Source organism: Sphingobium sp. OAS761 (assembly GCF_024168485.1).
In the GTDB taxonomy this organism is placed as follows: Bacteria; Pseudomonadota; Alphaproteobacteria; order Sphingomonadales; family Sphingomonadaceae; genus Sphingobium.
The window spans coordinates 43,673-50,025 of record NZ_JALJVY010000020.1 but is presented as its reverse complement, the minus strand read 5'-3'; the positions used below and the strand labels follow the sequence as shown (position 1 = coordinate 50,025).

The window sequence follows — 6,353 nt, the reverse complement described above, 5'->3', positions numbered from 1 at the left end:
GATCGCAATGATCTGCTCTTCGCTGAACCTGCTCCGCTTCATATCCGTCCGACTCCTTCGCGTCGGACTCTACTCAAAATCGGTCACATTTCAGGAGAGCACGTCAGAGCACGTCACCATGCCGCACCCCTTTTTATATCGGGTTACCACCTTTGAAAAACTATTAGGCGGATCCGGAGCATCAATGACGCGAGGTCAACCAGGTCATGAAGCAGGTGAATCGCGGCCTTGCAGCGTAGCCTGCGCATCCGGACGACGCTCCGATCTGGCTGGCTTGGAGCCGGCTGACAACTCGCTCGCCAGTCAAAGGGATGCGGCTGCCTTGGTAACGCGCGCCGCTGGGCGGCGCCAGAGCATTGCCAGCGCTATCAGGATGACTGGCACTGCGGTGGCGCTCATATAGCCGAAGACGATGCTGTAGCCGAGTTCCGACGGAAAATGAACACCGCTGGGGCTGACAACGACCCAACTCCCCAGGATCACCGCGACCATCTGGGCCCCCACACCCTGGAAGATGGCCCGCACCACCGCCATCATCCCCATCGCCTCGCTTGTCCGCTCGGCCGGCGTGCCGAGCGCAAGCAGGACAGGCACGCACGTATAGACTGCGGTCAACCCGACCATGACCATCAGGACGAACAGGAATATGCTGAGCGCGGAGCTGTGAAACAGCATAGCGCCACCAGCGGCGAGGCAGGTCGTGATCCCACCGACCAGAACGCAGGGCCACGGACCCCAACGGCCAGCCAGCCAGCCCGTCGCAATCGATGAGAGCGATCCTGCGCCCGTCGCTGGCAGTTTCAGCAGACCGGTCGCGGTCGCTGACAAGGCCAGCCCCGCCCCGGTCCACGCCGGCTGTTGCAGCAGGAGCGAGGCGGTTTCGGTAATCTGGAATGCGCCCACCGCCAGAAGTGCCGTCATTATCAGCGCCATGAAGCAATAGCCGTTCGCAAGCAGGCGGACGTCGATCAATGGCGCATTATGCCGACGTTCATGGAAGTACCAGAAGGTGATGAGCGCGATGCCCGCTGCGAACATCGGCCACATCATGGAGGCCATCCAGCCGCCCTGCCGGCTGCCGCTGACCGCGAGCAGGATCAGTGCGATCGCGGGTGCGAAGAGAACGCCCCCCAGCCAGTCGATGCGATGATCAGGCGCGGTCGGCCGCCGAATATCCGGCAGCACCGCGCCAATGCCGATCAGTCCCAAAATGGCAAACAGGCCAAGAGCCCAGAAAATGCTGGACGGCCCGTATTGATCAGTCAGATAGCCAGCGATCGGGAAGCCCAGCGCGGATGCGCCCGATGCGCTTGCGATGATGATGCCAAAGCCTACGGAAACCCGATGCGGCGGCAACACCTCCCGCGACAGGCCGAGCGCAAGCGGCAGGACCGCGCCGGAGACACCCTGTAGGCAGCGGCCGGCGATCACCCATCCCAGTGTTTCGGTCGATGCGCTCATAACACTGCCGACCAGGACCGTGACTAATATTGCCATGATCACCCGCTTGCGCCCGAAAAGATCGCCCAAGCTACCGCACAGCGCCGCTGTCGCCGCAGAAACTAGCAGGAAGGAGGACATGATCCAGCCGACAGCGATCGCGCTGCCATAAATATGAAGCCAGGCCGAAAGCGCTGGCAGAGGCATGACAAGGCAGGAGGCGGCGCAGATTTCCGCAAGGATGAGAACGGTCATCACCTTCCACGTGGCCGGGCGCCCGTCCGGTCCGACCGCGGCCGTCCCGCCGGTGGATGCTGCTTCTTGCGACATTCCTCTCTCCTTGGACGCGGCTCGTGCCCGCCCTCTTTTCAGATATCTCTATTGCTCCCACAGATCGCCGCTTTTCATCGCGAGGGCAAGCGCCTTGCGACCGAAAGTGGGCAGAGAGGCAAGATTGATCGGGGCCAAGGAGAGCCCAAGACAGGAAAACCGAGGCTGTGCACCAAGCGGAACAAGGTGTCCCACCTAAGAATGTCCGTCGCGACGATTACACCCATCAGGGTCACCTCAACGATCCAGCCGATCGCGAGATGGAACCCGGCTGGCCCGGCGGCACCAGCATGCTTATCACCATCTGCGCACTGAACGCGGTGCGCAGGCCGAGCACCCCATCGGCGTCAACAACCTGCTGGTTTCCGGCGAGCTGCTTATCTCCGCGATGGGCAGCACCATGACCAGCAGCCAGAAGGACCGATCGGGGCGGCGGGGTCAAAACCGTCAGGCCAGATTGGCACCCAGCGCCCGGCCATCTTCCGCCGCGCTGCGCAGTTCGGCCGAAACGGGGATGGACAGGCCGTCGAGATAGGCGACGATCTCGCTCAACCCCTGCTCCTCGCCCCACTGGATCGGGCCGCCAGTCTCGGCGGGCCAGCCATAGCCGGCGACCACCGCAACATCGATGTCGGACGCGCGCTGGACGACGCCTTCCTCGATCAGTCGCGCGCCTTCATTGACCACCGGATAGAGCAGCCGCTTGATGACATCGCCCGGCCGTACCGCCTGCTTCTCGACGCCCGCATACGCGGCGTGGGAAGCGATGATATCCTGCGCAGCGGCCGAAGGCGACGGCTTGCGCTGGTCGTCATAGTCGTAATAGCCGCCGCCACTCTTCTGCCCCAGGCGACCTGCCGCGACGAAATCACTCATCAGCGTGCGCTCGTCGCTGTCGCGGCCCATTACGTCGAGGCCCACCAGATCGAACATCTGGAACTGCCCCATGGGGAAGCCATAGTCGATGAGCGCCCTGTCGATCTCCATCACGCTACTGCCCTGAAGCACCAGCTTCTCCGCCTCCACCCGGCGCACATCCATGATGCGATTGGCGATGAAGCCGTGGCAGACGCGGCTGACAACCGCCGTCTTGCCCAGCTTCTTCGCCAGCGCCATCGCAGTCGCCAGCGCGCTGTCGGAGGTCTTCGCGCCGCGCACCACCTCCAGCAGCTTCATCACGTTGGCCGGGGAGAAGAAATGCAGGCCCAGCACATGCTGCGGTCGCTGTGTCGCCGCCGCGATCGTGTCGATGTCAAGGAAGCTGGTGTTGCTCGCCATAAGCGCACCCGGTTTCATGATCCTGTCCAGACGACCGAAAATATCCTGCTTCACCGCCATGCTCTCGAACACCGCCTCGATGACGAGGTCGGTGCTGCCCAGCGCGTCGAATTCGAGCGTGGGATTGAGCAGCGCCATGCGCTGTTCCAACTGCTCCTGCGTCATCCGGCCTTTTTTCGCAGTGGTCTCATAATTTTTGCGGATGGTCGCGACGCCGCGATCCAACGCTTCCTGCTTCACTTCGACCAGCGTGACGGGAATTCCGACGTTCAGGAAGTTCATTGCGATGCCGCCACCCATCGTGCCCGCGCCGATGACGCCGGCCGCCGTGATGGAGCCCACGGGCGTATCCTTGGCGACGCCGACCAGCTTGCCCGCCTCGCGCTCGGCAAAGAAGATGTGGCGCAACGCCCGCGATTCCGCGCCTCCCATCAGCCGGTCAAAAATCTCCCGCTCCTTGATGAGCCCCTCCTCGAAGGGCGCTGTCAACGCAATTTCCACCGCCTGCGCGCAGCCCTGCGTCGCCAGCGACCTGGATGCTTTCGCCCTGGCGATAGCGGCGGTCAGCGCGTCGCGGTCCGAAACCTTGGGCGCTTCATCCTTCAACCGGCGGAGCGGCGCGCCCTCAGCCGCGAGCTCTCGCGCATAGGCGACGGCGTCGGCGGCCAGATCACCGCTCGTCAGCCGGTCGAACAGGCCGTTTGACAGCGCTTCCTTCGCTCCCACCGGCTTGCCGCTGGTGATGAGCGCGAAGGCCACGCCCGCATCCATAACGCGCGGTCCTCGCTGCGTGCCGCCTGCGCCGGGCAGCAGGCCAAGCGCGATTTCCGGGAAGCCCGCCTTCGCGCTGTCCATCGCGATGCGATAATGCGCACCGAGCGCGACTTCCAGACCTCCGCCCAAGACGGTACCGTGGATCGCCGCGACGACGATCTTCGGGCTGTCCTCCAGCGCGGCGACGACGTCATTGAGGTCGGGCGCCTCGAACGGTTTGCCGAATTCGGTGATGTCCGCGCCCGCAAAGAAGGTGCGGCCCGCGCAGCGCAGCACGATCGCGTCGACATCCGTCCGCGCCCCCAGTTCCTGCACATTGGCGACAATAGCCTTGCGCACTGCCAGACCCAGCGCGTTGACGGGAGGCGAGTCAATGACGATGGTCGCGATGCCGCCGTCAATGATGATTTGCGCCAATGCGGTCATGTCGGTCCTCGTGAGATAAGGGTCAGGATTGGCCGGTGAAGGCGGGCTTTCGCTTGTCGAGGAAGGCAGCGATGCCTTCCTTGCCGTCGCTGCCCGCCGACGCGCCGACGATGCCGCGCGCTTCCCGCTCCAGATGGGTTTCAAGGCTTTCGCCATAGGCGGCGAGCAGCAATTCGCGGCTGCGCGCGAAAGCCTTGGTCGGGCCATTTGCCAGCTTCTGCGCCGTGGCGCGCGCTGCGCCGTCCAGATCTGCGTCGGCCACCACCTGCGTGACGAGGCCAGCGGCGAGCGCCTCGGCGGCGGACAGGCGGCTGTTGAGCAGGATCATTTCCTGCGCCTTGCGTAATCCGACAAGCCGGGGCAGCATCCAGCTCGCGCCGCCGTCCGGCGTCAGTCCGATGCCGGTATAGGCGAGCGTGAACTGCGCCGCCTCCCCCGCGATGGCGATGTCGGCCAGCATGGCCAGGCTGAAGCCGGCACCCGCCGCGAAACCCTGGATCGCGGTGACGAGCGGCTTGTCCATCCGCGCGAACCGGGCGACTGCCGCGTGCAGATAGGCGGTCTCTTCGGAAATAAGGTCGGGCACCTTGTCGCCAGCGCCCGAAAATCCGCCGATATCGCCGCCCGCACAGAACAGCTTGCCTTCCGATCGCAGCAGCACCGCGCGGATGCTCGTGTCACGGTCGCACAGGATCGCCGCGTGCATCAGGTCGCGGGCCATATTGACGTCGATCGCATTGCCCGCCTGCGGCCGGTGCAGCGTGATGACGGCCAATGCGCCATCGCGTTCAAATTTCAGCGTGTCGTAGGTTTCGCTCATCATGCCACCTGTGCGATTATGCGTTGCGCCTGCACCAGATGCGGGCGATCGATCATCTTGCCGTCCAGCTTCAATGCGCCGACGCCCGGATTGGCGGCGAAGGCATCGATCACCGCACGGGCATGCGCCACCTCCGCCTCAGTGGGTGTGAAGCCAGCGTTGATTGTCGCGACCTGCGCCGGATGGATCGCCATCATGCCGGTGAAACCGTCGCGACGCGCACGGGCGACATAGGCGGCCAGAGCCTCGGGCGCGTCGATGCGCGGGAAGACGGTCTCGATCGCTTGGCTACCCGCCGCATGCGCGCCGAACAAGGTCAGGCTGCGCACCAGTTCATAGGGCGCGGTATAGCTGCCGTCCGCCTCGCGCGAGGTCGCGGCCCCGATGGCGGCGGGCAGGTCTTCCGCGCCCCATGTCAGACCGGCGAGGTGCGAAGCGACCGCGCCATAGCTGCCGAGCTGAAAGATGGCGGCCGGGGTTTCGGTGGCGATTGGGAGGATGGGGAGGCTGACGCCGCCCAGCTTCGCGACCAGCGCCTCAACGCTCTTCGCGCCTTCCGCCTTGGGCAGCAGCAGCCCGTCCGGCCTTCCGGGCAGCACGGCGGCAAGGTCCGCGTCGGTCAGGTCGCCGTCGAGCGGATTGACACGTACAAAGGTGGTGACCCCCGCGCGATCTCCGGCCAGCCATTCCGCAATCGCGGTGCGGCCGACGTCCTTCTTTTCCGGCGCGACCGAATCCTCAAGGTCCAGGATCAAGGCGTCCGCGCCGCTTGCCGCCGCCTTGGCGAACCGCTCGGGCCGGTCGGCGGGGACGAAGAGCAGCGAGCGCAGTTTCATGCCTCGCTGCCCTTGATGAGCGCCATGCGCAGGCACTGGCACACCAGTTCGTCGCGCTGGTTGAGCAGCCGGTGAGTGAAGGTAACGATCCCGGCGCCGGGGCGCGACTTGCTGGGCTTGAGGTCCGTGATCTCCGTCTCGCCGCGCAGCGTGTCGCCGATGAAGACCGGCTTGGGCATGACCAGCTTGTCATAGCCCAGATTGGCGACCAGCGTGCCCAGCGTCGTGTCGCCCACGGAAAGCCCGATCATCAGCGCAAAGGTGAAGGTGCCGTTGACCAGTATCTGTCCGAACTCGCTCGCCTTCGCCGCCTCCAGATCGATATGCAGCGGCTGGGGATTATGCGTCATCGTGGAGAAGAGAAGGTTGTCCGTCTCCGTCACGGTGCGGCGGATTTCATGGGTCAGCGTCTCGCCGATCACCCACTCATTGAAAAATTTGCCTGCCAT

General features: G+C 64.7%; 5 protein-coding genes. All 5 read right to left on the bottom strand.

The annotated features are described in order from the left end of the window. Positions 1 to 303: 303 nt before the first annotated feature. Entirely contained in the window at positions 304 to 1,770 is a 1,467-nt protein-coding gene (locus J3E64_RS19990; protein WP_253344974.1) for an MFS transporter, read from the bottom strand. 447 nt (positions 1,771 to 2,217) lie between these two features. Next, positions 2,218 to 4,248, bottom strand: coding sequence for a 3-hydroxyacyl-CoA dehydrogenase NAD-binding domain-containing protein (locus J3E64_RS19985; RefSeq protein WP_253344972.1), 2,031 nt, complete (start codon positions 4,246 to 4,248; stop codon positions 2,218 to 2,220). A gap of 22 nt (positions 4,249 to 4,270) precedes the next feature. Beyond that, complete coding sequence (locus J3E64_RS19980) at positions 4,271 to 5,068, bottom strand: enoyl-CoA hydratase/isomerase family protein (protein WP_253344978.1); 798 nt, start codon at positions 5,066 to 5,068, stop codon at positions 4,271 to 4,273. Continuing rightward, positions 5,068 to 5,904, bottom strand: coding sequence for a CoA ester lyase (locus J3E64_RS19975; protein ID WP_253344971.1), 837 nt, complete (start codon positions 5,902 to 5,904; stop codon positions 5,068 to 5,070). Before J3E64_RS19975 ends, J3E64_RS19980 begins: the two co-directional genes overlap by 1 nt. Next, complete coding sequence (locus tag J3E64_RS19970; RefSeq protein WP_253344970.1) at positions 5,901 to 6,353, bottom strand: MaoC family dehydratase; 453 nt, start codon at positions 6,351 to 6,353, stop codon at positions 5,901 to 5,903. The genes J3E64_RS19975 and J3E64_RS19970 overlap by 4 nt, the downstream gene beginning before the upstream one ends.